Genomic DNA, 22,070 nt, shown 5'->3' on the forward strand with positions numbered 1-22,070 from the left:
AGGATTGTTCGAATGCTGATTACCCCTGCGTACGCCCAGGCTGCAGCCGGTGGCGATGCCAACAGCATGTTGATGTCGCTGCTGCCGTTCGCGCTGATCTTCGTCATCATGTACTTCCTGATTCTGCGACCGCAGCAGAAGAAGATAAAGGACCATGCCGAACTGGTGAAAAACATCCGGCGCGGCGACACCGTCGTGACCTCCGGCGGCCTGGTCGGCAAGGTGACCAAGGTCGTCGACGACGACCAGATCGAGTTCGAGATCTCCGACGGGGTGCGCGTGCGCCAGATGCGGCAGATGATTTCAGGCGTCCGCGCCAAGGGCGAGCCGGCCAAGGAAAAGGCCGAAACCGCCAAGGACGAGACGTCCGCGAGCTGATTTGCGCTCCGCATACTCCTGATCTGACGGGTCAACTCGATGTTGTATTTCACGCGGTGGAAGGCGCTGGCGATCATTCTGACCGCGCTGGTGGTGTGCCTGTGCGCGGTTCCGAACTTCTTCCCCGAGGCGCAGGTCAAGACCTGGCCGAAATGGGCGCAGCGCCACGTCGTGCTCGGCCTCGATTTGCAGGGCGGCTCGTCGCTGCTGCTGGAAGTCGACTCCAATTACGTCAAGAAGGAAAAGCTCGACCAGGTGCGCGACGACGTCCGCCGCGTGCTGCGTGAGGCTAAGATCCAGTATACCGGCCTCAGTGCCCGTGCCGATGTCGTCGAAGTGCGCATCACCAAAGACACGGATGTGCCGACCGCGCTGACCAAACTGCGTGAACTGTCGCAACCGCTTGGCGGCTTGCTGGGGTCGAGCGGCCAGCGTGGCCTTGAGGTTGCTGACGGTGGCGGTGGGGTGATCCGGCTGACCGTCCCTCCGGCCGCGGTCACCGATCGCATCCGCCAGTCGGTCGAACAATCGATCCAGATCGTCGAGCGCCGCGTCAACGAACTTGGAACGGTGGAACCCTTGATCCAGCGTCAGGGCATCGACCGCATCCTGGTGCAGGTGCCGGGCCTGCAAGATCCGACCCGACTGAAGGACATCCTTGGCAAGACCGCCAAGATGGAATTCCGGATGGTCGATCTGACGGTGCCACCGGACCAGGCGCAACGGGGGAGCGTGCCGCCGGACTCGGAGCTGCTGCCCAGCGCCGACCCGCAGTATCCGCAGCCCTATGTGATCAAGAAGCAGGTGCTGGTCTCGGGCGGCGACCTGATCGACGCCCAGCCGGGCTTCGACCAGCGCACCAACCAGCCGATCGTTTCCTTCAAGTTCAACAGCTCCGGATCACGGAAGTTCGCGGCGGCAACGACAGAACACGTCAAGGAACCGTTCGCGATCGTGCTGGACGGCAAGGTGATCTCGGCGCCGGTGATCCAGGAACCGATCACGGGCGGCTCCGGCCAGATATCCGGTAACTTCACGGTGCAGGCCGCCAACGATCTGGCGATTCTGCTCCGCGCCGGCGCGCTGCCGGCCCCGCTGACCATCATCGAGGAACGCACCGTCGGTCCGGGCCTCGGTCAGGATTCGATCGAGAAGGGCGAGCTCGCCGCCTATGTCGGCTCGATCCTGGTCATCGTCTTCATGCTGGTGACGTACCGCCTGTTTGGCGTGTTCGCCAATATCGCGGTCGCCATCAACGTCGCCATGATCTTCGGCATCCTTTCGCTGCTGAATGCCACGCTGACGTTGCCGGGCATCGCCGGCATCGTGCTCACGGTCGGTATCGCCGTCGACTCCAACGTCTTGATCTACGAGCGCATCCGCGAAGAGTTGCGCAACGGCCGCACCGCGATTTCGGCGATCGACGCCGGATTCAGGCGCGCGCTGTCGACCATTCTCGACTCCAACATCACGACCTTCATCGCCGCCGCCGTGCTGTTCTACATCGGCACCGGGCCGGTCCGCGGCTTTGCCGTGACACTCGGCATCGGCATCATCACCACCGTGTTCACCGCATTTACCCTGACCAGCCTGATCGTCGCCGGCTGGGTACGATGGAAGCGGCCGAAGACCGTGCCAATTTGAAGCGGAGTCGGCTTTGACAACACAATTCGTCCTCATCGGGCTTGGCATCCTGATTGCCGTGCTGACCGTGGTCGCCATATTCGATCTGCTGCCGCCGCTGCGGATCGTGCCTGACGATACGCATTTCGATTTCACGCGCTTTCGCCGCATCAGCTTTCCGATCTCGGCGGCGCTGTCGATCGTGGCGATCATCCTGTTCTTCACCCACGGCCTGAATTTCGGTATCGACTTCAAGGGCGGAACGCTGCTGGAGGTGCAGTCCAAGTCGGGCTCCGCCGACATCGCTACGATGCGTGCGACCTTGAGCAATCTCGGCCTCGGCGAGGTTCAGCTTCAGCAGTTTGGTGGCCCGGCCGACGTCCTGATCCGGGTTGCCGAACAGCCCGGCGGCGACAAGGCGCAGCAGGATGCGGTGACGAAAGTCCGCAGCGCCCTCGGCGACAGCGTGGAGTATCGCCGCGTCGAAGTGGTGGGACCTCGCGTCTCCGGCGAATTGCTGGCTTACGGCATGCTCGGCCTGATGCTCGCGATCTTCGCGATCCTGATCTATCTCTGGTTCCGGTTCGAATGGCAGTTCGCGCTCGGCGCCATGATCGCCAACGTCCACGACATCGTGCTGACGATCGGCTTCATGTCGATCTCGCAAGTCGATTTCGACCTCACCAGTATCGCGGCGCTTTTGACGATTCTCGGCTACTCCCTGAACGACACGGTCGTGATCTATGACCGGATCCGGGAAATGCTGCGGCGTTACAAGAAAATGCCGATGCCGCAACTGCTCAACGAATCCATCAATTCGACGCTGTCGCGCTCGATCATCACCCACGTCACGGTGACGCTGGCCTTGCTGGCGCTGCTGCTGTTCGGCGGGCACGCGATCCACAGCTTCACGGCGGTCATGATGTTCGGCGTCGTGCTGGTCGGCACCTACACCTCGATCTTCATCGCGGCGCCGATCCTGATCTATCTCGGCGTCGGCGAGCACCGCGACGCGCCGGATACGCCCAAAAAGAAGTAAGCATGACTGGTACCTCGGACGCTCCGCATTTTCCGAGGTCGGCGCCGATCGAGGCCTACGGCAAGGGCGGTTTCGCGTTCGCCGACATGTCGCATCGCGGCTCGCTGCTGTGCCTGCCGGACGGCATCTGGGCCTGGGATGTCACCAAGCCCGATGAAATCGATGAGCACTCGCTGGCGCGCGTCTTCAAGTCAGCCAATGCGATCGATACGCTGGTCGTCGGCACCGGCACCGACGTCTGGATCCCGCCGAAACATTTGCGCGAGGCGCTGCGCGCGGTGCGGGTGGTGCTGGACCCGATGCAGACCGGGGCGGCGATCCGCACCTACAACATCATGATGGGTGAGCGCCGGCGCGTTGCCGCGGCGTTGATCGCGGTGCCATGAGCGCAAGCGAGGCATCAGGGGATTCCGCCGGCTTCTGCGCCGATCTGGTGCGCACCCATGATTTCGTCCGCTACGCATCGACGCTGTTCATGCCGGCGGCCCAGCGCCGCGCGCTGCTCGCGATCTACGCCTTCAATGCCGAGATATCACGGGTGCGCGAGCAGGTCAGCCAGCCGCTGCCCGGCGAGATGCGGCTGCAATGGTGGACCGACATGCTGGCCGGCGCGGGCCATGGCGGCATCGAAGGCAACCCGGTCGCCGCCGAACTGCTGCAGGTGATCCGCGACTACCGCCTGCCGGTTGATCCGCTGTCCCGCCTGATCGACGAACACCAGTTCGATCTCTACAACGACCCGATGCCGTCGATGGCGGCACTCGAGGGCTATATCAACGACACTTCGTCGGCGCTGTTTTCGCTGGCCGGGCGCATCGCGTCACGCCCCTCGGAAGCGGTCGATCACCTCGCGCGACACGCCGGTTTCGCCCAGGGCCTGGTGCAGGTGGTCGAGAAGTTGCCGTGGGATGCGGCGCGGCGCCAGCTGTTCGTGCCGCTGCAATTGCTGCAGCAACACGGCAGCGGCATGGAAGAGGTGTTTTCTGGCAAGCAGACGCCGCAGGCGCGTGCGGCGACCGACCAACTGATCGGCGAGGCGCGGGAGCACCTGAACACCGCCTTCGAACTGCTCGCCGGCGTGCCACCGGAAGTGAGGCCAGTATTCCTGCCGCTGGCGCTGGTCCGCCGCGACCTGAAGTGGATGTCGCGGGCGGATTCCGATCCGTTTCAGCCGCGGCCGCCGTCGCGATTGCGGACGCTCTGGACGCTGTGGCGCGCGTCGCGGACGGCGGAATTCGGCGGCTAGGACGGTGTCATCGCCCGGCTTGACCGGGCGATCCAGTACGCCGCGGCCTCTCAATTTGATTGCTGTCGTCTCTGGAATACTGGATCACCCGCCTTCGCGGGTGATGACACCGGTTGGATGAGGCCTCGGCGAATCCATATCGGCTGCTTCAAAATTAAAACGGTCCCGCAAATTCTTGCGGCTCTCCAGGATGTCCTTCAGGAAAGCCCGGTCGGTGTCGTTCTTCATCATCGGCTCGATCAGGTCGAGCTGGTTCATCGCGACGAGTTGCAGGATCTCGGTGCGCGGTTTGCCGGCGGCATCGCGCGGCAGCGCGTGCACGACCTGGATATGCTCCGGCGGTTTGACGCCCTTGGCGGAGGCAAGCTCGCTGCGCAACTGCTTTTCCAGCGCAACCTGATCCGCCTCGACGAACGCATAGAGCCCGACGCCGGTGCGGCGGTCGGCAAAGGCGACGATGGCCGCCTCGCGCACGTCTGGATTCTTCCGGATCATCTCGATCAGGACAGGCGCGTCATTGACCAGGCGCCGGCCGCCGCCCTCGCGATCGGTGAAATTGAACAGGCCGCGGGTGATGGCCTGATAGACCTTCTTGCCGGTCATCAGCCAGACGCTGGCGACGACGGACTTGCGCGCCAGGATCTTGCGCTCCATCGGCGTCAGCGCCGCGGGCGCGTAGCTGCGCTTGTGCTTGAGAAGATGCCGCAGATCCTCGTAGGCCGCGATGCGAAACAGCCGGCTGCGGGTCTTGAAACAGGCGGCCAGCTGGAAATCGGTGAGATAGGCTTGCCCGTCGCTGCCGCGCAGCCAGTTCTGCTCCTTGGCAAGATCGTTATGGCAGATGCCGGCGCGATGCAGTTTTCGGAGCGCCAGCTTGGCCGAGCGGAAATAGCCGAGGTCGCCGTGGGGCTTGGCCATCTGCAGCGCGACGCCATCGATGAAGCCGCGCACCAGCGCCTGCCGGCCGGCCCACAGCAATTTTGGGCCGACATTCAGGTCGCGCGCCAGCGCCAGCGCGCGGCGCTCGCGGGCGAACAGATGGCGGGCGAGGAGATAGGACCATACCGGCACCTGATCGAGCCGGCGCAACACCGCATCGACCTCGCCGGCGTCGCTTTTGAAGCGCCCGCGCTCGACGGTCGAGAACACGTCGCGCTTCAACAGAACGCCTTCGGTCCAGCGCGCCGACAGAACCGCGGCGTCATCCTTTGGCAAAGCCATGATCTTACGCCGCCGCCGCGACGCGCAAATGATCGGCGATCCAGCGGTCGAGATCGGCCAGCGCCCGCGTGCTCATCGCCTGCTTCTTGGCGACCGTCTTCTCGTTGCCGCGCAGCCGCGTCCCGTCGGGTTTCTTGGTCGGCGGGCTGGCCAGCGGCGGGAAAAGGCCGAAATTGATATTCATCGGCTGAAACGAGCGCGGACCGGCGTCGACGGTCTCGACGTGACCGCCGGTGATGTGGCCGAGCAGGGATCCCAGTGCTGTCGTTGCCGGCGGCGGCGCCAGCGACTGCGCGCGCGCATCGGCCGCGGCGTAGAGCCCGGCGATCAATCCGATGCTGGCGGATTCCACATAGCCCTCGCAGCCGGTCATCTGGCCGGCGAAGCGCAGCCGCGGCTGCGCCCGCAGACGCAATTGGTTGTCCAGCAGCTTTGGCGAGTTCAGGAAGGTGTTGCGATGCAGCCCGCCGAGGCGAGCGAATTCGGCCCCCTCGAGCCCGGGAATGGTGCGGAACACGCGCTGCTGGGCGCCGTGCTTCAGCTTGGTCTGGAAGCCGACGATGTTGTAGAGCGTGCCGAGCTTGTTGTCCTGGCGCAGCTGTACGATGGCGTAAGCCTTCACGGTCGGGTTATGCGGATTGGTGAGGCCGACCGGCTTCATGGGTCCGTGGCGCAACGTCTCGTGGCCGCGTTCCGCCATTACTTCGACCGGCAGGCAGCCGTCGAAATAGGGCGTGTTGGTCTCCCAGTCCTTGAAGTCGACCTTCTCGCCGGCCAACAGATCAGCGACAAACGCGTCGTACTGCTCCTTGGTCATCGGGCAGTTGATGTAATCGGCGCCGGTGCCGCCGGGTCCGACCTTGTCGTAGCGCGACTGGAACCAGGCCACCGACATGTCGATGGAATCCTTGTGCACGATCGGTGCGATGGCGTCGAAAAACGCCAGTGCGTTCTCGTCGGTCAGTTCGCGAATAGCGTCCGCCAGCGGCGCCGAGGTGAGGGGGCCGGTCGCCACGATCACGTTGCCCCAGTCGGCCGGCGGCAGGCCGGCGATTTCCGTGCGGTCGATCTCGATCAAAGGATGCTCGTGCAGCGCACGGGTGACGGCGGCCGAAAATCCGTCGCGATCAACCGCGAGCGCACCGCCGGCGGGCACCTGGTTGGCGTCGGCCGAACGCATGATCAGCGAGCCCAGTCGGCGCATTTCGGCGTGCAGCAGGCCCACCGCATTGTTGGCGGCATCGTCGGAGCGGAATGAATTGGAGCAGACGAGTTCGGCAAGCCCTTCGGTCTGATGGGCCTCCGTCATCCGTACCGGGCGCATCTCGTGCAGGACCACGGGGATGCCGGCATTGGCGATCTGCCAGGCGGCTTCCGAGCCGGCGAGGCCACCGCCAATCACATGGACGGTGTTAGTTGGATTCTTGGCTGCGGTCATGCGCGCAGGGTTAGCGCGTTTTCTCGCCAAGTGCACCTGCGGCAATGGCGTTTTTAGAACAGTAATCCAGACTCAGATACGACAACGCCCGCAGCGAGGCGGGCGTTATCCGTTCGTCAGGCGGCTGACAAAGGATCAGCTGGTGTAGGTCCCGGCTGCAACGCGCGGAATGTCCGAACGATCAAGGCCAATATCGGCCAGTTCGCGATCGCTAAGCTGGGACAGTTCGCTGACATTGCGCTGATAGTCCCGGAACGCCTGGATCATGCGGATGAGCGAGAGTAACATGGTAGTCTCCTTGAAATTACGATTCAGCCCTTGGAGGAAAGCCTCATCGTTGAAATGAATATAGCTGATGTTTTGCAGTGCAGAAGTTCCGATGTTGCGTTGCAGCTAAGCGAGAAACGCATGGCTTGGGTAAGGTTTGATTAACCCTTCGGCACCGGTGCTCGATCGATCGGCGAGAAGGCCGGTTCCGATCTCAATTCATATGAATTATCTGCGTAAAATCATATAGTTGATGAAATTTCGGTGCTCACTATTACATCCTCATAAAGTGATGCTCCTGCATCAGAAATCAAGGGTTGGTCGACCTGCACAAATTCAGATCGCGTCCCTGCTTCGTATGCGCGATTCGCATGCAGTCCTCGGCTTAATAATGAATATGAAATCACTCTATGGTGGTTAGGCGTCCGACTTAGGCGCAAGCGCGCGACTGTGGCACGCGCCACGAGCTGAGGCATTAGCCCAGCAGCCGGCACCCGCCGACACTGTCCTGCGGCTGGCGACCGCTGATGACTTTTGCAGCTCGTGGTGACGACAGTTATCTTGGTGTGTCGCTAGACGAAGACTGTGCGAACACCGCTCCCGATTTGAACGCAGCGTCACACCACATGCGTTGATCATCGCTATCGGCGTCGCGCGCACCATGGAGAGATCGAACGCCCGATCTGCGCGCCGCTGCATCGATCAAGATGCTGCACCGCGTCGTTACGCAGCTGTAATGAATTACGCAGGCGTAATGAAAAGCGTCGTTTCGCATAAGCGCATTGCATGCTGCGCTCAGCACCTCGCGCGAAGTTTATTCCTCAATTCTCTGCGACCAGCGAACAATCGTCGCGCAGATTCCGGCAATGACGCTGGTGCTGTCAAAAACAGAAAACGGAAAACAACATGCTCAATAAATTAATCGCAGCAGCCGCAATGGCTGCCATTGCCTACGCCATCGCTCCCGCAAACGCCGCCAAGGTGAACGCCGGCTGCAGCGGTCCCAACCTCGAAAAGACCGAGACCGCCATCGAAGCGATGGCGGACGGCGAGGGCAAGATTGTCGCGCAGAAGGAAATCGCCCTGGCTCAGGACGCTATGCTGAGCGGCAAGATGGGCGTCTGCGGCGCGCATCTGAGCAAGGCGATGCACATAGGTACGGCGAAGTAGACGTATCCGGCGGAGGGCCTGTTGCCTTGGTGCCTGGCCCTCCGATTTTCCCGACCCATTAAGGCGCACGCGCAAGCTGCGTCGCGAAATAACCGATGGTCTTGGAATAGACCTCGCTCTTATTCCACTGCTGGATCACGGCGAAATTCGCGCTGCCGGGCTCCCAATCCTTGCCGCGCTGCCAGCCATAGCTTGCAAGGTAGTTCGCGGTCGAGGCCAGCACATCAGGCGCACTGCGCAGCAGGTCGCGGCGGCCGTTGCCGTCGAAATCGACCGCATATTTGATGTAGGACGACGGCATGAACTGGGTCTGTCCGATTTCACCGGCCCAGGCGCCGCGCATATCCTGTGGGGCGATATCGCCGCGCTCGACGATGCGGAGCGCGTCCATCAACTCGGCCTTGAACAAATCGGTGCGCCGGCAGTCATAGGCCAGCGTCGCCAGCGAGCGCAGCGTCGGGAATTTTCCGATGTTGACGCCGTAATCGGTCTCCAGGCCCCAGATCGCCACCAGCACTTCGCCGGGCACGCCATAGGCCTGTTCGATGCGCCCGAGCACCGACCCATATTGCTTGAGCATGTTGGCGCCGCGCGCGAGCCGGGGCGGGACCATGCGGCCGGAGAACTCTTCAAAACTCTGGCTGAAAACCTTCTGCGAATGGTCGCGCGCAATGACGGCCTTGTCGAGCGCCACGCCGGTCAGTCCGGCTTGAATGGCCGACTGCGAAATTCCTTTCGCCGCGGCTTCCTTCCTGAAGTCGTCGAGCCAGCCCTCAAACGTGCCTGTGCCACAGGGGGCTGCAATCGATGGGCTTGCCGAAGTCAGGAGCAGTGCAGCCAGCGCCAAAGTCCGAACAGAAACGCGAGAGGTCATAGTGTCGTTCGCTCCAAAGTCGATTCATGATCGACATTAGTCTCGAAACCACACCGAATGTTCGGAGCAACAGCGGCCAAAACAAGGCCGCCATTTCGTGGGCGCTGACACAAACGTGTCATCGGTACGGCCGCTCAATTCATAGGCAATTCTTAATCCGAAGGCCGAGGCCGGGGCTGCCTGGATTGGCCTTGCGCGATGCGTGTATGAATGGACGCCAAACCGCCGGTCGACAGCCGACCGGCGGCTTGATCTCGCTACTTGCTGCAAGGCCTATGCGCCTTCCTTGCGCCGCCAGGGGAACAGATTGGCCGGGAAGTCCGCTGCGGGCTTGCGCTCGCGCGGCGCGCGGGGCGGAAGCGGCTGCGGATTGAGTTCCGGTTCAATGGTTTCCCGGTAAAGATGCCAGGTCGCGTGGCCAAGCAGTGGAATGACGACGGCAAGGCCAAGGAAGAACGGCAGCGTTCCTGCAACCAGCAGCACCGCCACGATCAAACCCCAGACCGCCATCGGCACGGGATTTCGCGCGACCGCGCGCAGTGACGTCACCATCGCGTCGGCAGCGCCGGCGTGACGATCGAGCATCAACGGGAACGATACGACGCTGATGCAGAGCGCAACGAGGGCGAACAGGAAGCCGACGCCGCAGCCGACCACGATCAGCCACCAGCCTTGCGGCGTTGTCAGCACCCGCGTCGCGAAATCCTGCATGCCCGTCGCGCCCTCATAGCCGAACGCCGCGATGTAGATCGCCTGCGCGGTGGCTACCCAGGTCACAAACAATGCCAGCAGGAGGACGCCGAGCCCGAGCATGGCACCGAACGAGGGTGAGCGCAGCACCTCGAGCGCATCCCACGCGGACGCCTGTGCGCCAGTCTCACGACGGCGGCTCATCTCATACAGGCCGAGCGCTGCGAAGGGGCCGAGCAGGGCGAAGCCTGCGGCCAGCGGAAACAACAGCGGCAACACCGAGTAGCCAAGCACCGTGCGCGCCAGCACCAGTCCGAGCACGGGATAGATCACGCACAGGATAACGGCGTGACTTGGAACGGACTTGAAATCCTCCCAGCCGAGCTGCAAGGCCCGGTGCAAATCGGAAAGGCCGATGGTTCGGATCACTGGCGCGTTCGCGGTCTCCTGTCCGCTCTGCGTCAGTGATGTGACATTGCCTTGATATGAGGTGTCTTGAATTGGAATCGCCATGGTCGTCGTCTCCCTCTGGCGGCCGCATCCTGCGCTCGCTGGAGGGCGCAAACGTGCCGTTTCCAAACATGATCACGATCAGGCCAGACGCGAAGACAGGGAAGAACAACTGGCCATGTCGCGAACTGAGTCACCAGCGTACTCCCAAACCGGGACAATAGCACTCACGCTTCGGTGAATGTTTCATTGGCAAGCCACAATTCGCTGGCTAAACTACAAGGCGAGCCCGGCCTGGTACTGCCGGTCAAACAGTGCCATTAGCGACATACCTATTCAAATTCCACTGGGAGCCAACGATGAGCATTTTCGGAAAAATCATGGGCGCGATCTTCGGCACTAAGGCAGACGCGGCGCCAGCTTCCGGCGGAGCTGCTGCAGGCGGAGCTGCCGCCGGCGGATCCGCAGCACCTGCGGCAACGATCGATGTTGCTCCGATCCTGGACAAGGCCGTGGCCGACAAGGGCGAGAAGCTGGCGTGGCGCACCTCGATCGTCGATCTGATGAAGGCGCTCGACATCGATTCGAGCTTCACGGCGCGCAAGGAGCTCGCCAAGGAACTCGGATATACCGGCGACAGCAACGATTCGGCGAGCATGAACATCTGGCTGCACAAGCAGGTGATGACCAAGTTGGCCGCAAATGGCGGCAAGCTGCCGCCGGAGATCAAGCACTGACGCTTTCGCTCTGATCAATAGACAAAAGGCCCGCGGTGACGCGGGCCTTCTTGTTTGGAATGCGCGACAGAGCGATCGTTCAGGGATACGGCCGGCGCCCGGTGTAGCGCGGGGCGGAGTTAGCAAGATCGGCGCGGCTGATGCCGATGTCGCGGAGCATACGATCGTCAAGCTGGCTCATGCTCGCGAGTTCGGATCGGTAGCGGGCGTATCGCCTGATGGCGGCAATCAGAGAGATCAACATGGTCTTTTCCTATTCAGGATGTGAGAGGCACCGTTGCGGTGCTGATGGCCGTTGGTCGCAAGCTGCGGCGGCGCGGTTCACTGCGATGCAGCAAAGCGCAGGTGCCATGCAATTTGTGCGGAAACGCTGTAGAGACAGCCTGAACGAGAAACGCGAACCAAGGAGATCATCATGAACAACCTCGACCGCAGAACCATTCTAACGACGGGGGCGATCGCGCTGGCGGGGGCGGCGGCAAGCGCTCCGGCCGCGGCGCAGGCCGGCCCGAAGTCGATGTTTCCGGTACCGGCGACGACCATTCCGATCGTCGGCGAGACCGACGTGTATCAGGTCCGCCGCATCTACTGCATCGGGCGCAACTACGCCGCGCATGCGCGTGAAATGGGATCCGATCCGACCCGCGAACCGCCGTTCTTTTTCCAGAAGCCGACGGATGCGATCCAGAACGTCGCGGTCGGCAGCGTCGCCGATCATCCCTATCCCTCGCTGACCAAGAACTATCACTACGAGGTTGAACTGGTGGCAGCGCTCAAGTCGGGCGGCACCAACATCCCGGCGGAGAAGGCGCTCGATCACGTCTATGGCTATGCGCTCGGCCTCGACATGACGCGGCGCGATCTGCAGCGCGCGTTGGGCGACGAGAAGAAGCCCTGGGAGATCGGCAAGAGTTTTGACCGTTCTGCGGTGCTCGGCCCGATCCACCCCGCCGCCAAGACCGGCCATTTCACCAAGGGCGCAATCTCGCTGGCGCTGAACGGCACCGTCAAGCAGAACTCCAACCTGCAGAACATGATCTGGAGCGTCGCCGAGCAGATCGCCAAATTGTCTGATGCCTTCGAGCTGAAGGCCGGCGATATCATCTATTCCGGCACGCCCGAAAATGTCGGTCCGGTCGTGAAGGGTGACGTGCTGCTGTGCAAGCTGGAAGGGCTGCCGGATATGTCGATCAAGATTGTCTAGGTCGTCGTCCCGGCGAAGGCCGGGACCCATACGCCGCGGCCTATCGGTGAGAATGCTGGCGTTAGCGACCTTCCGCCAAACGAGCATCACGCGGTATGGGTCCCCCGATGCGCAATTGCGCATCTGAGCTCAAGGCCGGACGACGAGAGGTTAGGCCGTCAAGTCAGCGAACTGCGGATTCTTCTGCAGATAGTCGACGACAAAACCGCAGCCGGCGACCACCTTGTGGCCGTCGGCGCGGATCAATTCCAGCGCGCCCTTGACCAGTTCGGAGGCAATGCCGCGGCCGCGCAGCGCCCTTGGCGTTTCGGTATGGGTGATGATGACAGCCGACGGGGTCAGCCGATAATTCGCAAACGCCACCGCGCCCTCGACGTCGAGTTCGAAGCGGTTTTGGGCCTTGTTGTCGCGGACGGTCATGCGAGAGGTTCCATGCAATTCACAGCATTTTAGGCATGTGAACCCGGTGATGCAAACGAGCGACCAACGGGAAAATCGCTTGCCGGGGTGACAACATGCGCATTTTGACCTGCCTGACCGCATCGTTGCTGGGTGCCGCCACGATGCTCGCGCAACCGCCCGCGGCGTCGGCGGAAGGTGACCGGAACTGGCAGGCCTGCATCGGCACAACCACGGCGCCGAATGAGAGGGTGACGGCCTGCAGCGTCGTGATCGATGGCAAGACCGAGACCGGCAAGAGGCTCGCCGGCGCCTATTGCAACCGCGGCCACGGCCTTACCGAGAAGCGTGACCTCGACGCCGCCATGGCCGATCTCAATGAGGCGATCAAGCTCGATCCGGACTATGCCTGCGCCTACACCAATCGCGGACGGGTCCATGCCTTCAAGCGCGATCTCGATCACGCCATGGCCGACTATGACGCGGCGCTCCGCATCGATCCGACCTTCGCTTTGGCCTACAACAACCGCGGCGACGCATGGTTCGGCAAAGGCGACCTCGATCGCGCGCTGACCGACTTCGACGCCGCCATCAAACACAACCCGTCGCTCGCCATCGCCTATGGCAATCGCGGCTATCTCCATCACCGCAAGCGCGACACGGCCCGTGCGATCGCCGACTACAGCGTGCAGATCAAGCTGAAGCCTGACGTGCTGGCCTATATCAACCGCGGCAATGTCTACCGCGATACCGAGCAACTGGAGCGTGCCGCCGCCGATTACGGCGCGGCGGCGAAAATCGCGCCGACCGATCCCCGGGGCTGGCGCAACCGCGGCATGATCCGGCTGTACCAGGGCGATACCAAGCGCGGCATTGCCGATTACGACAAGGCTTTGCAATACGATCCGGCCGACGCCTATTCCTGGAATAACCGCGGCCAGGCCAAGATGCGGCTGGGCAACAAGGCGGGGGCGATTGCGGATTTCCGCAAAGCCCTGGAGATCAACCCCAGCCTGCGCACCGCCCGCGAGGGCCTGCAGCAACTTGGCGCAGTCCAATAGATGGTTCGTGGTCTTGCAACCGGTTAGGGTGTACCTACGTCTTTTGCAAGACATACGCCCCGATGCGGCCGGATATGGTTCGAGATCGGAGATGTCAGGGATAGCCGGCCGCTGACGTATGCCTCTTTTTCCAGGGAGGTTTACTATGTCGGACTTTCGTTTCTTCAGTAAGCATCGATCGTGGGAAGACTGGTTCGGCATGCTGCTTGGCGTGCTGATCGTGGTGTCGCCCTGGTTTCCCCTGCAGCCCGCCAACGAGGTCATGACTGCCGATCGCAGCACCATGATCCTCAACACGTTCGTGGTCGGCATGCTGGTATTCGGCCTCGCCCAGCTGGAATATGTCGCGTTGCAGCGCTGGGAGGAGGTGGCGGAGATCGTCCTCGGGCTCTGGCTGATCGCTTCACCGTGGATTTTCGGCTATTCCGGCGACGCGTTTCTCCCGGCCTGGCACGCGATACTCGGCGCAGTCGTGGCTCTGCTCGGCGCGCTTCAGCTGTGGCAGGATTGGCGCCTGACCGACCAGGAACTCGCCAACCATCCGCAGTAGATCTTGCCACGGACCTGCCGGTCCGCGATCGGCAGGTCCGCTGGTCTTCCGCGAGGTGGGGCGGCCAATACCTGCCGGATCGGCCACGGCTACGGTTCAGGAAAATCGGGAGGTCAGCGCACGCCGGTCCCCTTGCAGCGCTGGCATTTCACGACGTTGTCGCCCTTCTTCACCAGGCCCTTGCCCTCGCAATTCTTGCATTTCTGCTTCTTTTTGATGTTCGGGCCTTTTTCATTGGCCATCATGATCTCCCAACGGCGTTTTTGGCTGAGGGCACCATGAGCCAGCCCTGCAGCCGCGTCTATAAGCTCGCAGCCGGAACCGGGACGCCCGGACGCGCTGGCAGAGGCCGGGCTTTCTGCTAACGTCCGGGCCGGGACATTCAGATCAGGTTTGAGAAGCGTAACGATGATGATTTTGCTTGGCTTGTGCAGTGCGGCGGTGCCGACATGACGGGAACCGCAACCACAGCCGCGCCGCGCGGCGGCCTCGTGCGGATGTCGAACCGGATGATGAATCTGGCGCATCTGGTGACCCACAACGCCCGCCGCCATGGCGATCGCACCGGTTTTATCTATGGCGACCGGACCTGGACCTGGCGCGAGATCGATCGCGCCGTCTCGGCGCTGGCCGCAGCGTTGGCGGCGCGTGGCCTCGTCAAGGGCGACCGGCTGCTGGTGCATTCCAAAAATTGCGACGAGATGTTCTGGTCGATGTTTGCGGCGTTCCGGCTCGGCGTGGTCTGGGTGCCGACCAATTTCCGCCTGATGCCGGACGAGGTCGCCTATCTCGCCACCGCCTCCGGCGCCAAGGGTTTTTTGTGCCACGGCGATTTCCCGGAGCACGCCGCCGCGGCCGCCAACCCGGCGCTGGAGTTCATCTGGCGGATCGGCGAGGGCGCCTTTGGCGAGCAATCCGTCAGCGCCGCCATTGCGGCGCATGCCGGCGAGAGTTTTGCCAATACCGCGGTCGACTATAACGACCCCTGCTGGTTCTTCTTCACCTCCGGCACGACCGGCCGGTCCAAGGCCGCAGTTCTGACCCATGGCCAGATGGCCTTTGTGGTCACCAACCATCTCGCCGATTTGATGCCCGGCACCACCGAACAGGACGCCTCGCTGGTGGTGGCGCCGCTGTCGCACGGCGCCGGCGTGCACCAGTTGGTGCAGGCCGCACGGGGCGTGCCGACCATCCTGCTGCCGTCGGAGAAGTTCGACATCAACGAGGCGTTCCGCCTGATCGAGGCGCATCGCGTCAGCAACATTTTTACGGTGCCGACCATTTTGAAGATGATGGTCGAGCATCCCGCGGTCGACCGCTACGATCATTCCTCGCTCCGCTTCATCATCTATGCCGGCGCGCCGATGTACCGCGAGGACCAGAAGGCCGCGCTGAACAAGCTGGGTAAGGTGCTGGTGCAGTATTTCGGGCTCGGCGAAGTCACCGGCAACATCACGGTCATGCCGGCCAATCTGCACGACCCCGAGGACTCTCCGCAGGCGCGGATCGGCACCTGCGGCTTCGAGCGCACCGGCATGCAGGTCTCGATCCAGGGCGATGACGGGCGAGAGCTCAAGCCGTTCGAGACCGGCGAGATCTGCGTGATCGGCCCCGCCGTGTTCGCCGGCTATTACGACAATCCTGATGCCAACGCGAAGGCGTTTCGCGACGGCTGGTTCCGCACCGGCGATCTCGGCCATATGGACGAGGAGGGGTTCGTCTACATCACCGGCCGCGCCTCCGACATGTACATCTCGGGCGGATCGAACATCTATCCGCGCGAGGTCGAGGAGAAGATATTGACCCATCCCGGGATCGGCGAGGTCGCCGTGCTTGGGGTGCCCGACCCGTTCTGGGGTGAGGTCGGCGTTGCCGTCTGCGTCCCGCGCGAGGGGGCCGCCGCGGTGACCGAAGCCGAGCTCGCCGCGTTCCTGTCGCCGAAGGTGCCGCGCTACAAAATGCCGAAGCGCTTCTTCTTCTGGGAGGCGCTGCCGAAATCCGGTTACGGCAAGATTCCGAAGCGGCTGGTGCGCGACGAACTCGAGGCGCGCGGGCTGCTCGACCTCACCAAGGAAGACGCGCCACGATGACGGCGGCGAAGGCAAATCGGCCGGCGCCCGAGGCGATGCGTAGCATCGCGCAGCCCGGTCCTCCGAACCCCGAACGCATCCAGTGGGTCGAGGCGCGCGGCCGCGCGTTCTCCTTCACGCTCCAAGCCGGCCTGCCGCTGCTGGAAGCTGCGCGTCGCGGCTTTGCCGAGGCCGGATTTGCTGGCGGCGTGCTGAGCATGCGGGGCGGGGCGCTCGGGCCGTTTGCCTATGTGATGCCGGCGCTGTCGAAGACCGGCGCCAATGCCGCGTTCTACAGCGATACGTTCCGGCCCGAAGGCATCACGCAGCTCAAGTTCGCGGCGATGACTCTTGGCGAGCGCGACGGTGCGCCGTTCTTCCACTGCCACGGCCTGTGGACCGAGACCGATGGCGACCTGCATGGCGGTCATATCCTGCCCGAGGAGAGTATCGTCGCCGAGCCGTTCGCGGTGGAAGCGTTCGGGATCGATGGCGCTGCCTTTGCCGCCGAGGTGGATAGCGAGACCAATTTCAAATTGTTCGGGCCGGTGCCGCGCGAGGCGACCGGTGCCGACGCCACGAGCCGGGCCTTTGCGCTGCGCTTGCGGCCGAACCAGGATTTCGCCTGCGCGCTGGAAGCATTCTGCCGGCAGCACGGGATATTTCAGGCCCGCATTCATGGCGGGGTCGGCAGCACGATCGGCGCGCAGTTCACCGATGGCCGATCCGTCGTGCCGTTCGCGACCGAGCTTGCGATCCGTTCCGGCACCATCACGTCGACCGCCGACGGTACGTTGGAGGCGACGCTGGATATCGCGCTGGTGGATTATCTCGGCGGCATCGCCGAAGGCCGGCTGATGCGCGGCGACAATCCGGTGCTGATGACGATGGAGCTGGTGCTCGAAGTGATTTGATCAGCGTGGGAGCACTCGCGGGCTCGCGCCTGTTGCTGATTCAGATGTCAAACAGCCGCCGCCGTCATTGCGCGTGAAGCGCTCAGCTCTCAACCCGTCATCCTGAGGTGCGCGCTCTTGCGCGCCTCGAAGGGCGACGGCCCGGCTGTGGCCGATTCATCCTTCGAGGCTCGCTACGCTCGCACCTCAGGATGACGGGTAAACATACGTCCGCGTTCTCGCGGCGCATTGCGCCCGAGGTTTACCTGGAAACTCCTTGCCCTCAAAATTCAGAGGGCGCAGGGAATGCCGGATGCGCGCTGCACCCGCGGTCTCATGTGCGATTGTGCATAAGAATGCTGCACATGAGCATACAGGGCAGCGGAGAGCATCCGACATTCCCTGCGCAATGGCTTTACGGCTTATGGCGCGCTCTCCCCGGTGAGACGGTCTCAATTGCCACCGTCGTCCCTCGGAAGCGTTGGCTCCCTTAAGGACTTGACGCCGTTACGGGCGCCAGGACCACACGCTTTCACCGTACGCTTCAGCCGCGACCGTCAATCGCAACTGTTACGTCCATCGCAACCCGCCCCTCGTCGTGACGACGGCCGACGCCCTCTGAGTGGGACGGGATGCGCAAATTCGTAGAGATGATTTGCCCGACGAGGAAAGTGGAATTTTGCCCGTCGGGTTAATTTGTCGCACTTCTGTCCCACGCCGTCATTGCGAGCCACCGGGTCGCGCGAATGCGCGCCCGATGACAGGCTCCGCGAAGCAATCCATGCCTCGACTTGACGCGATATGGATTGCTTCGCTGCGCTCGCAATGACGAGGATAGGACGGCGTCTAAATTAGGCAGTCATTCCGGGGCTCGCGTAGCGAGAGCCATGATGTGCAATTGCACATCAGAGAATCCATCGGGCGTCGGCCTGTGCCGCCTGATGGATTCCGGGTTCGCGCCAAGAGGCGCGCCCCGGAATGACGGAGGAGGCGTGGGCGACCTCTGGACTCGTTACTTCAAATTTTGGGCGATGCCGTCGAGGGTCTGGGACCATTTTGAGCTCATGTCCGACTGAGCTTTCGAGGTCCGCGTATAGATGTTGTTCGCTTCCTGAAGCGCGAGCTGAAGTTGCTGCCCAAGATCGGACCGTCCGCCGCTGACGCCATTCAGTTCGTCCGTTGTGAGTTCGCGAATGTCGTTGTTCAGATTGGTCATGTCATTCCCCTCTTTGTCTGGGCGAGACCATTCCCGCCGCGATGATAGGGGCTACGCCAAGCGGTCGCGGTGCTCTGTGACTTCGGGCACATTCGAAGTCCGGCCACGCTGCACTCCCAATCTCTGGTCGTTCGCGTCATCGGCATGTCCGCGACATATCTTCGGCAGGGCCGCTGAACGTCGAGACGGCGAAGCGCTACAAAGATCGTGCGGGCTCTTTTGCGAACTTCCGTCCTGGTTTGCCCGATCCGGTTGGGAACCCCCACTCATGGAGCCAGCGCCGGCCGACATCTCCCGCATCGTCGAATACAGCCGGGACCGATGGGCCATGGCAAGAATGCCGCTGGCGCTGCTGTTCTGCCTCACCGGTCTGGCCTTTGTGGTCTATGTCGAGCCGAGGCCGCCGGGGGCGGGCGTTCCGACGGTCTTCGGCCTGCTGATGGCCGCCGCGGCCGTTGTGGCGCTGGCGATTTACGCATTCGAGCGGATGTTCGAGGGGCGCACGATGGCGACACGGCTGCTGGCCGCTGCGCTCGTCGTTCTCGCTGTGATGGTGCTGGTCTGGAACGTGCCCGCCGATTTCTTCCACCCGGGCCTGTGGACAAAGCTGCCGACAAACCTGTTCGGCTGGATGCTGATCGCCGGCGGCATCGGCTGGATCACCCATGCGCTCTACCGGCACCTCAGGCCCGCAAGGCCGGTGCTGATGCTCTCGCCCGCGGGCATCGCCTTCCACGCTACCTGGCTCAGGGACCTCTTTATCCCATGGCACGAGGTGCGGGGCGTCGAGGCGCTTGAGACGATGCCCGCCTCGGGCATTCCCTATCGCTATCAGGACCTGACGGTCGTGGTGATATCGCAGGAGTTCTATGAGGCGCACATCCTGCCGAAGCGTGGCTTCATGATGGGCCCCGGGCGTGAGCTGGCAGAGTGGCTCGTCGACAGGTATCACCACGGCGGCTGGGATCAGGTGTTCTGGCCCAAGGAATCGCCCAAGGAATCGCCGAAGGGTTCGTCGATGCAGATGGTGCTGCATCACGAGCTGTTCTCCATTCCGCCCAAACAGGTTCGCGAGCCGGTCGAGGCGCGATGGAAAGCGTTCCGGAACGAGCGGCCGTCCTCGCTGCCGGTTGCGAGGCCAATTCCGGGAAGCCGCGAGATCTACGGCGCCTGGTCGATCGACGGCTCGCTCTGGCAGGCGATCACATTCCTGGTGCCGCTCATCGGCATCATCGCCATCCTGGTGGACTCGACCGGGTGAGGGGCGGTGAACGTCGAGGCGCCGAGCCGCTACAAAGGTCGTGCGGGCACTTCGGCTTGACCGGCCATGCGCCCTTGCGCCGTGCGTTACAATCATCAAGCCGCCTGGCGATCGGAAGTGAAATCGGAGACGTTTGTCATGAATGAATGGATATCTTCGCGGTAGCGTGGCTGCCGTTCGTGTTGCTGATCGGCGTGTGGTTCTGGTTCGCGCGCCGCAACGGCATGCAGGCGCGTGGATCGTCCGGCTCGACCATGATCGAGCTTTACGAGCAGCAGGTCGCAGAGACGCGGCGGATGAACGGGTTTCTGGAGCGGATCGCGACGTCGCTGGAGAAGCGGGAGAAGTAGGGCGCGATAGCGAGGTGTATTGCGCACGGGCGGTGCCCCCAGGTGGAATACGCCGCGCGTTTCGGCGGCGCCACAAACCAGCCTCCTTTGGTATGAAAATGCGTTGCCATAACGCCGCCGCGCGCCTGCGCGGCCATAACGACCAAGAGGAAACGACATGAGGACGACGACCGCGAAGGTGGGGGCCGTGGTGGCGGCGCTGGCAGTGATGGGGGTGGCCTGGGCGCACGGGCCGACCCGCCAGAAGGTTCGGGAATCGATCGAGATCAACGCGCCGCCGGCCAAGGTTTGGGCTGCGATCGGGAATTTTCAGGACATGAGCTGGCTGCCGCCGGTCGGCAAGACCGAGGGCACGAAAGGCAACGCGATCGAGGCCACGCGGCGTCTGACGCTGGCTGGTGGTGCGACCGTCGATGAGGAACTCTACAAGTACGATGCCGAGAAGATGACCTATTCCTACCGGATCACGGCCGTCGACGTGAAGGTGCTGCCGGTCACCAATTATTCGTCCACCCTGACGGTCACGCCCAGCGCCGACGGCAAGGGAAGCAGCCTGGAGTGGGCCGGCGCGTTCTACCGCGGTTTTCCCAACAACGATCCGCCGCCGGAGCTGAGCGACCAGGCCGCCATCAAGGCGGTGAGCGGGCTCTACAAGGCTGGCCTCGAGGCGCTCAAGAAGAAGGTCGAAAGCGGAAGCTGATCGTGCGGGCTAGAGTCTTGTCTTGACGCGTTTTCTGAGCGCGAACCGGGTCCACCCCGCATCAAGTGCGGGGCAGGGTTTCGCTGGAAAACGCTATGTCGTTCTGGCGGCTGCGGTCGCCAGCATCGGCACGGTTTGGGCCGCCCGGGCCGAGGAGGCGTTCGTCACCAATCAGCTCAGCGAAAATCTCACGGTCGTCGACCTCGCGACGTCGCGGCCGGTTGCGACCATCGCGATCGGCGGCAAGCCGGCAGGGGTAGCCATCACGCCGGACGGACGCTTCGCCTATGTGACGAGCCCCGACGCCAAGGCGCTCACCGTGGTCGACGCCGCCGCCCGCCAGGTCGTCGGCAGGATCAATGTCGGTGGCGGTCCGCTCGGTGTTGCGGTGGCGCCGGATGGCGGCGCGGTCTATGTCGCCGACTGGTACGCCGCGGCGGTGCGGGTGATCGATCCGAAATCGCAGCGCGTGGTCGCCGATATCGCGGTCGGCGCATCGCCGTCGGGGCTTGCGGTAACACCGGACGGGCGGCTGCTGCTGTCGGCGGACCGCGATGCCGACAGCGTATCCGTCATCGATACCGCGACGCGCGAACGCCGGGCGGTCATCAAGGTCGGCACGCGCCCGTTCGGCATCACGATCGATGCGGACGGCCGGCGGGCCTACACCGCCAATGTCGGATCCAACGACGTCTCCGTGATCGACATCGCCGCCGGCAGCGAAATCGGACGCGTGAAGACGGGCCTGCGCCCCTACGCGGTCGCACTTGCCCAGGGCCGCGGCTTCGTCAGCGACCAGTATGACGGCACCGTCAGCGTGTTCGACCTCGCAACGCTTGCGCCGGTCAAGCGCATCAATGTCGGCGATTATCCGGAAGGGATCGCGGCGACGGCGGACGGCAAGCAGATCATCGTGGCGAACTGGGAGAGCAACTCGATCAGCGTGATCGATGCGGCCCAGCTGAAGGTGACCGGTGAGATCAAGGTCGGCGACGGGCCGCGGGCGTTCGGGATGTTTTTGCGACGGTAGAGGTCGTGGGATGGGTGGAGCCAACGGGTCGCGCGAATGCGCGCCCGATGACAGGCTCCGCGATACCCATCATCCCTCCGCGCGCGGGACTGATGGGTTTCGCTGCGCTCGACCCATACTACATGCGTCCGTGCGCCGCGGCTGCCGGGCGCGCGCATGTCCGGCTCATTGGTGCTACATTTGGCTGGAGAACAGAGAAAAACA

At 63.2% G+C, this 22,070-nt stretch carries 25 protein-coding genes; 16 read left to right on the top strand and 9 right to left on the bottom strand.

Features of this window, described 5'->3' with window-relative positions; translation table 11 throughout:
- The first annotated feature begins 12 nt into the window (after positions 1-12).
- The 5 genes from yajC to JQ641_RS14900 are packed head-to-tail and all read left to right on the top strand — an operon-like array spanning position 13 to position 4,286.
- On the top strand, positions 13-378 hold the full coding sequence (yajC, locus tag JQ641_RS14880) for a preprotein translocase subunit YajC (RefSeq protein WP_211996710.1): 366 nt from the start codon (positions 13-15) through the stop codon (positions 376-378).
- Between the two features lie 39 nt (positions 379-417).
- Positions 418-2,022: a protein translocase subunit SecD gene (secD, locus tag JQ641_RS14885; protein WP_211996711.1), complete on the top strand. Its 1,605-nt coding sequence runs from the start codon at positions 418-420 to the stop codon at positions 2,020-2,022.
- Between the two features lie 13 nt (positions 2,023-2,035).
- Complete coding sequence (gene secF / locus JQ641_RS14890) at positions 2,036-3,040, top strand: protein translocase subunit SecF (protein WP_211996712.1); 1,005 nt, start codon at positions 2,036-2,038, stop codon at positions 3,038-3,040.
- A 2-nt stretch (positions 3,041-3,042) separates the two neighbouring features.
- Positions 3,043-3,426: an Mth938-like domain-containing protein gene (locus tag JQ641_RS14895; RefSeq protein WP_211996713.1), complete on the top strand. Its 384-nt coding sequence runs from the start codon at positions 3,043-3,045 to the stop codon at positions 3,424-3,426.
- The gene (locus tag JQ641_RS14900; RefSeq protein WP_211996714.1) at positions 3,423-4,286 is read left to right on the top strand and encodes a phytoene/squalene synthase family protein; all 864 of its coding nucleotides are present in this window, start codon (positions 3,423-3,425) and stop codon (positions 4,284-4,286) included. The genes JQ641_RS14895 and JQ641_RS14900 overlap by 4 nt, the downstream gene beginning before the upstream one ends.
- Positions 4,287-4,370: 84 nt before the next feature.
- Here JQ641_RS14900 and JQ641_RS14905 read toward each other — a convergent pair whose 3' ends face one another.
- From JQ641_RS14905 to JQ641_RS14915, 3 genes are all read right to left on the bottom strand, one after another.
- On the bottom strand, positions 4,371-5,507 hold the full coding sequence (locus tag JQ641_RS14905; RefSeq protein WP_211996715.1) for an AMP-binding enzyme: 1,137 nt from the start codon (positions 5,505-5,507) through the stop codon (positions 4,371-4,373).
- Positions 5,508-5,511: 4 nt separating this feature from the next.
- A complete protein-coding gene (trmFO, locus tag JQ641_RS14910; RefSeq protein WP_211996716.1) occupies positions 5,512-6,945 on the bottom strand; it encodes a methylenetetrahydrofolate--tRNA-(uracil(54)-C(5))-methyltransferase (FADH(2)-oxidizing) TrmFO in 1,434 nt (477 codons plus the stop codon).
- Positions 6,946-7,080: 135 nt separating this feature from the next.
- The gene (locus tag JQ641_RS14915; RefSeq protein ID WP_211996717.1) at positions 7,081-7,233 is read right to left on the bottom strand and encodes a DUF1127 domain-containing protein; all 153 of its coding nucleotides are present in this window, start codon (positions 7,231-7,233) and stop codon (positions 7,081-7,083) included.
- A gap of 885 nt (positions 7,234-8,118) precedes the next feature.
- Here JQ641_RS14915 and JQ641_RS14920 point away from each other — a divergent pair.
- A complete protein-coding gene (locus JQ641_RS14920; RefSeq protein ID WP_192739849.1) occupies positions 8,119-8,382 on the top strand; it encodes a hypothetical protein in 264 nt (87 codons plus the stop codon).
- Between the two features lie 58 nt (positions 8,383-8,440).
- On the opposite strand, the gene JQ641_RS14925 is transcribed toward JQ641_RS14920, so the two are convergent.
- Complete coding sequence (locus JQ641_RS14925) at positions 8,441-9,256, bottom strand: lytic murein transglycosylase (protein WP_211996718.1); 816 nt, start codon at positions 9,254-9,256, stop codon at positions 8,441-8,443.
- Between the two features lie 273 nt (positions 9,257-9,529).
- A complete protein-coding gene (locus tag JQ641_RS14930) occupies positions 9,530-10,459 on the bottom strand; it encodes a DUF2189 domain-containing protein (RefSeq protein WP_211996719.1) in 930 nt (309 codons plus the stop codon).
- A 296-nt stretch (positions 10,460-10,755) separates the two neighbouring features.
- Between JQ641_RS14930 and JQ641_RS14935 the strand changes: the two genes are divergently transcribed.
- The gene (locus tag JQ641_RS14935) at positions 10,756-11,133 is read left to right on the top strand and encodes a DUF3597 domain-containing protein (protein WP_211996720.1); all 378 of its coding nucleotides are present in this window, start codon (positions 10,756-10,758) and stop codon (positions 11,131-11,133) included.
- A 79-nt stretch (positions 11,134-11,212) separates the two neighbouring features.
- Here the strand turns inward: JQ641_RS14935 and JQ641_RS14940 are convergent, their stop codons facing one another.
- Positions 11,213-11,377: a DUF1127 domain-containing protein gene (locus JQ641_RS14940; RefSeq protein WP_211996721.1), complete on the bottom strand. Its 165-nt coding sequence runs from the start codon at positions 11,375-11,377 to the stop codon at positions 11,213-11,215.
- 171 nt (positions 11,378-11,548) lie between these two features.
- Here JQ641_RS14940 and JQ641_RS14945 point away from each other — a divergent pair, with 171 nt between their 5' ends.
- Positions 11,549-12,337: a fumarylacetoacetate hydrolase family protein gene (locus tag JQ641_RS14945; protein WP_211996722.1), complete on the top strand. Its 789-nt coding sequence runs from the start codon at positions 11,549-11,551 to the stop codon at positions 12,335-12,337.
- A gap of 150 nt (positions 12,338-12,487) precedes the next feature.
- Here the strand turns inward: JQ641_RS14945 and JQ641_RS14950 are convergent, their stop codons facing one another.
- Entirely contained in the window at positions 12,488-12,757 is a 270-nt protein-coding gene (locus tag JQ641_RS14950) for a GNAT family N-acetyltransferase (RefSeq protein ID WP_211996723.1), read from the bottom strand.
- A gap of 95 nt (positions 12,758-12,852) precedes the next feature.
- Here JQ641_RS14950 and JQ641_RS14955 point away from each other — a divergent pair, with 95 nt between their 5' ends.
- Positions 12,853-13,797, top strand: a complete 945-nt coding sequence (locus JQ641_RS14955) for a tetratricopeptide repeat protein (protein ID WP_211996724.1) — start codon at positions 12,853-12,855, stop codon at positions 13,795-13,797.
- A 145-nt stretch (positions 13,798-13,942) separates the two neighbouring features.
- Positions 13,943-14,347, top strand: a complete 405-nt coding sequence (locus JQ641_RS14960; protein ID WP_211996725.1) for an SPW repeat protein — start codon at positions 13,943-13,945, stop codon at positions 14,345-14,347.
- A 113-nt stretch (positions 14,348-14,460) separates the two neighbouring features.
- Here JQ641_RS14960 and JQ641_RS14965 read toward each other — a convergent pair whose 3' ends face one another.
- Entirely contained in the window at positions 14,461-14,874 is a 414-nt protein-coding gene (locus JQ641_RS14965) for a hypothetical protein (protein ID WP_211996931.1), read from the bottom strand.
- Here JQ641_RS14965 and JQ641_RS14970 point away from each other — a divergent pair.
- Together JQ641_RS14970 and JQ641_RS14975 are read left to right on the top strand one after the other, a co-directional pair.
- The gene (locus JQ641_RS14970; RefSeq protein WP_249150466.1) at positions 14,860-16,437 is read left to right on the top strand and encodes an acyl-CoA synthetase; all 1,578 of its coding nucleotides are present in this window, start codon (positions 14,860-14,862) and stop codon (positions 16,435-16,437) included. The two genes, JQ641_RS14965 and JQ641_RS14970, sit on opposite strands and share 15 nt — an antisense overlap.
- 35 nt (positions 16,438-16,472) lie before the next feature.
- On the top strand, positions 16,473-17,330 hold the full coding sequence (locus JQ641_RS14975) for a PCC domain-containing protein (RefSeq protein ID WP_211996912.1): 858 nt from the start codon (positions 16,473-16,475) through the stop codon (positions 17,328-17,330).
- A 991-nt stretch (positions 17,331-18,321) separates the two neighbouring features.
- On the opposite strand, the gene JQ641_RS14980 is transcribed toward JQ641_RS14975, so the two are convergent.
- Entirely contained in the window at positions 18,322-18,525 is a 204-nt protein-coding gene (locus tag JQ641_RS14980) for a hypothetical protein (RefSeq protein ID WP_211996727.1), read from the bottom strand.
- Between the two features lie 268 nt (positions 18,526-18,793).
- Between JQ641_RS14980 and JQ641_RS14985 the strand changes: the two genes are divergently transcribed.
- From JQ641_RS14985 to JQ641_RS15000, 4 genes are all read left to right on the top strand, one after another.
- The gene (locus tag JQ641_RS14985; protein ID WP_211996728.1) at positions 18,794-19,786 is read left to right on the top strand and encodes a hypothetical protein; all 993 of its coding nucleotides are present in this window, start codon (positions 18,794-18,796) and stop codon (positions 19,784-19,786) included.
- Positions 19,787-19,932: 146 nt separating this feature from the next.
- The gene (locus JQ641_RS14990) at positions 19,933-20,136 is read left to right on the top strand and encodes a hypothetical protein (RefSeq protein WP_211996729.1); all 204 of its coding nucleotides are present in this window, start codon (positions 19,933-19,935) and stop codon (positions 20,134-20,136) included.
- A 157-nt stretch (positions 20,137-20,293) separates the two neighbouring features.
- Positions 20,294-20,836 (top strand): SRPBCC family protein, encoded by a 543-nt coding sequence (locus JQ641_RS14995; RefSeq protein WP_211996730.1) that lies wholly within the window; start codon positions 20,294-20,296, stop codon positions 20,834-20,836.
- Between the two features lie 103 nt (positions 20,837-20,939).
- A complete protein-coding gene (locus tag JQ641_RS15000; RefSeq protein WP_211996913.1) occupies positions 20,940-21,866 on the top strand; it encodes a YVTN family beta-propeller repeat protein in 927 nt (308 codons plus the stop codon).
- Positions 21,867-22,070: the final 204 nt, after the last annotated feature.

Source organism: Bradyrhizobium sp. JYMT SZCCT0180 (assembly GCF_018130165.1).
Taxonomy (GTDB): domain Bacteria; phylum Pseudomonadota; class Alphaproteobacteria; order Rhizobiales; family Xanthobacteraceae; genus Bradyrhizobium.

What these genes read in the sequence shown, in the direction of transcription:
- JQ641_RS14920 (WP_192739849.1), top strand. Translation starts at nt 8,119, where the DNA reads ATGCTCAATAAATTAATCGCAGCAGCCGCAATGGCTGCCATTGCCTAC.
- secD (WP_211996711.1), top strand. Translation starts at nt 418, where the DNA reads ATGTTGTATTTCACGCGGTGGAAGGCGCTGGCGATCATTCTGACCGCG.
- JQ641_RS14965 (WP_211996931.1), bottom strand. Translation starts at nt 14,874, where the DNA reads ATGCGCCAGATTCATCATCCGGTTCGACATCCGCACGAGGCCGCCGCG.
- JQ641_RS14975 (WP_211996912.1), top strand. Translation starts at nt 16,473, where the DNA reads ATGCGTAGCATCGCGCAGCCCGGTCCTCCGAACCCCGAACGCATCCAG.
- JQ641_RS14980 (WP_211996727.1), bottom strand. Translation starts at nt 18,525, where the DNA reads ATGACCAATCTGAACAACGACATTCGCGAACTCACAACGGACGAACTG.
- JQ641_RS14905 (WP_211996715.1), bottom strand. Translation starts at nt 5,507, where the DNA reads ATGGCTTTGCCAAAGGATGACGCCGCGGTTCTGTCGGCGCGCTGGACC.
- JQ641_RS14985 (WP_211996728.1), top strand. Translation starts at nt 18,794, where the DNA reads ATGGAGCCAGCGCCGGCCGACATCTCCCGCATCGTCGAATACAGCCGG.
- JQ641_RS14915 (WP_211996717.1), bottom strand. Translation starts at nt 7,233, where the DNA reads ATGTTACTCTCGCTCATCCGCATGATCCAGGCGTTCCGGGACTATCAG.
- JQ641_RS14990 (WP_211996729.1), top strand. Translation starts at nt 19,933, where the DNA reads ATGGATATCTTCGCGGTAGCGTGGCTGCCGTTCGTGTTGCTGATCGGC.
- JQ641_RS14935 (WP_211996720.1), top strand. Translation starts at nt 10,756, where the DNA reads ATGAGCATTTTCGGAAAAATCATGGGCGCGATCTTCGGCACTAAGGCA.
- JQ641_RS14900 (WP_211996714.1), top strand. Translation starts at nt 3,423, where the DNA reads ATGAGCGCAAGCGAGGCATCAGGGGATTCCGCCGGCTTCTGCGCCGAT.
- JQ641_RS14945 (WP_211996722.1), top strand. Translation starts at nt 11,549, where the DNA reads ATGAACAACCTCGACCGCAGAACCATTCTAACGACGGGGGCGATCGCG.
- yajC (WP_211996710.1), top strand. Translation starts at nt 13, where the DNA reads ATGCTGATTACCCCTGCGTACGCCCAGGCTGCAGCCGGTGGCGATGCC.
- JQ641_RS14940 (WP_211996721.1), bottom strand. Translation starts at nt 11,377, where the DNA reads ATGTTGATCTCTCTGATTGCCGCCATCAGGCGATACGCCCGCTACCGA.
- JQ641_RS14895 (WP_211996713.1), top strand. Translation starts at nt 3,043, where the DNA reads ATGACTGGTACCTCGGACGCTCCGCATTTTCCGAGGTCGGCGCCGATC.
- JQ641_RS14995 (WP_211996730.1), top strand. Translation starts at nt 20,294, where the DNA reads ATGAGGACGACGACCGCGAAGGTGGGGGCCGTGGTGGCGGCGCTGGCA.
- JQ641_RS14930 (WP_211996719.1), bottom strand. Translation starts at nt 10,459, where the DNA reads ATGGCGATTCCAATTCAAGACACCTCATATCAAGGCAATGTCACATCA.
- JQ641_RS14955 (WP_211996724.1), top strand. Translation starts at nt 12,853, where the DNA reads ATGCGCATTTTGACCTGCCTGACCGCATCGTTGCTGGGTGCCGCCACG.
- JQ641_RS14925 (WP_211996718.1), bottom strand. Translation starts at nt 9,256, where the DNA reads ATGACCTCTCGCGTTTCTGTTCGGACTTTGGCGCTGGCTGCACTGCTC.
- JQ641_RS14970 (WP_249150466.1), top strand. Translation starts at nt 14,860, where the DNA reads ATGAATCTGGCGCATCTGGTGACCCACAACGCCCGCCGCCATGGCGAT.
- trmFO (WP_211996716.1), bottom strand. Translation starts at nt 6,945, where the DNA reads ATGACCGCAGCCAAGAATCCAACTAACACCGTCCATGTGATTGGCGGT.
- JQ641_RS14950 (WP_211996723.1), bottom strand. Translation starts at nt 12,757, where the DNA reads ATGACCGTCCGCGACAACAAGGCCCAAAACCGCTTCGAACTCGACGTC.
- JQ641_RS14960 (WP_211996725.1), top strand. Translation starts at nt 13,943, where the DNA reads ATGTCGGACTTTCGTTTCTTCAGTAAGCATCGATCGTGGGAAGACTGG.